This window comes from Streptomyces boncukensis (genome assembly GCF_011045075.1).
In the GTDB taxonomy this organism is placed as follows: Bacteria; Actinomycetota; Actinomycetes; order Streptomycetales; family Streptomycetaceae; genus Streptomyces; species Streptomyces boncukensis.
The window spans coordinates 1-1704 of sequence record NZ_JAAKZZ010000900.1; the positions used below are offsets into that span (position 1 = coordinate 1).

Annotated in this window: 2 protein-coding genes and 1 tRNA gene; all 3 read left to right on the forward strand. The window is 65.7% G+C overall.

Annotated features, from left to right (window positions below; genetic code table 11):
- The first annotated feature begins 83 nt into the window (after window positions 1-83).
- The 3 genes from G5C65_RS36810 (at window position 84) to G5C65_RS36820 (ending at window position 1458) form a co-directional block, all read left to right on the forward strand.
- Window positions 84-157: transfer RNA gene (locus G5C65_RS36810), tRNA-Gly, on the forward strand.
- Between the two features lie 285 nt (window positions 158-442).
- Window positions 443-790: a transcriptional regulator gene (locus G5C65_RS36815; RefSeq protein ID WP_165303385.1), complete on the forward strand. Its 348-nt coding sequence runs from the start codon at window positions 443-445 to the stop codon at window positions 788-790.
- Window positions 787-1458: a nucleotidyl transferase AbiEii/AbiGii toxin family protein gene (locus tag G5C65_RS36820; protein WP_165303386.1), complete on the forward strand. Its 672-nt coding sequence runs from the start codon at window positions 787-789 to the stop codon at window positions 1456-1458. Before G5C65_RS36815 ends, G5C65_RS36820 begins: the two co-directional genes overlap by 4 nt.
- Window positions 1459-1704: the final 246 nt, after the last annotated feature.

Here is a 1704-nt window from a genome sequence, read left to right on the forward strand (position 1 = left end):
CCAAAAAAGACCCCACGTCTGCGCGACGGGGGTCCGGCATGAGGTAGAGTATCCCGCGACGAGCCACCCTCGGTGAGCTCCTCGCGGGCGTAGTTTAATGGTAGAACATGAGCTTCCCAAGCTCAGAGCGCGGGTTCGATTCCCGTCGCCCGCTCCAGAGTTAAGGCCCAGGTCAGAGACCTGGGCCTCTGCGTTGTACGGAATGGTTGCTCCTCGCGTGCCAGATCCACGTCGGCTGCCGGTCGGGTTCGACACCTGGACTCGTCCTGTCCGACGAGGAAGAGCGCCCCCCTTCCACCTTGGCACTCTCCTCCGGTGAGACCTGGCCTACCGGGGCTTCCCTCTGTGCCCGACTGTCTCCGCCGGTGCACGGCCTCCGTCCACAGCGGCGTGTGCCTCTGAACCGGGAGCCCATCGGAGTCTCCTCCTGGATAATCGACGCATGGCATCACAGCCCAGTCCTTCCGAGCTCCGCCGTGCCAGGTTCGCGCGACGCTTGCCCGCTGCGCTCTCCGAGCTCGCCGGCCCCGAGCAAGGCACGGTGTGTCTGCCGCTCCATCTGGCGTGGTCGGGGTTGACCACGTTCGATCTCGATCAGCCGCGGCTACGGATGAGCTACTACCGAATCGTCCTGGCCGAGGGGCTGCACGACGACCTGGTCCGATTCCTCAACCGCGACCACCTCGTCGACCTGTGGCCCACGCTCCGCACGCTGGTCAGCCGTGACGTCCGTGAGGTATGGGAGAGCTCCTTCGGTGAGCTGGCTCACAGCGCCCAGGCTGCTGCGTGAACCTCACCGATCTGCACCGCCGCTTGCTTGCCGACGTGCTCGCCGTGGGTGGTACCTACCCTCTGGCGCTTACCGGTGGCTACGCGGTCCAAGCGCACGGACTTGTCGACCGGCTCAGCCAGGACCTCGATGTCGCGACCGAGAACTCGGACCGCATGGAGGACATTGCCGCTGTCGTACGCACCGGCCTGGAGCAACGTGGATGGCGCGTAAGAGCTCTGGAGACAGACCCGCTGTCCGCGCGTCTGATCGTCACCGATCCCACCAGCCATGAAGAGTGCGAGGTCGACATCCTCAAGGAAGCGCTCTGGCGGCCCCCCGTGCACACCGAGCACGGTTTGGTGCTGTCTCTCCAAGACGTCGTCGGCACAAAGGTCCGCGCGCTGGCCGACCGCGGACTCGCCAGGGACCTGATCGACGTACAAGCCGCCGCTGACCGCTGGAGCCACATCGAACTCGAAGAGCTCGGTCGGCGTCATGCCCGCGACTCCTTCGACCTCAGCGAGCTTCAAGCACGGCTGGGCGGAGCCGACTGGATCGACGATACGGAATTCGCTGCGTACGGGCTCGACGACCAAGCAATCCTTCTGCTGCGGCGGTGGGCACAGACATGGGCCGACGACATCGCGGAACGGCTTCAAGAACTGGAAGCTCCGCACGAAGACTGATGGGCTGCTCGCTACCGAGCCCAAGACAGGGGCCCCAGGGGGTCTTTGCTGCCGGGTCAGTCCGACGCCGAGCACCAGAGGCACTCCTGCCTGGGAGATCCCCTCGAAGCCCCCAAGAAGAGCGGGGGGTGCCTCTATGTCCTTCGTCAAGCGAGGCGGGGGGTTCTGGGTTCGTAGAAGGTGCCGTCGCGGAGCATCGCGAAGATGACGCTGATGCGGTGGCGGGCGAGGCGGAGGAGGGCTTGG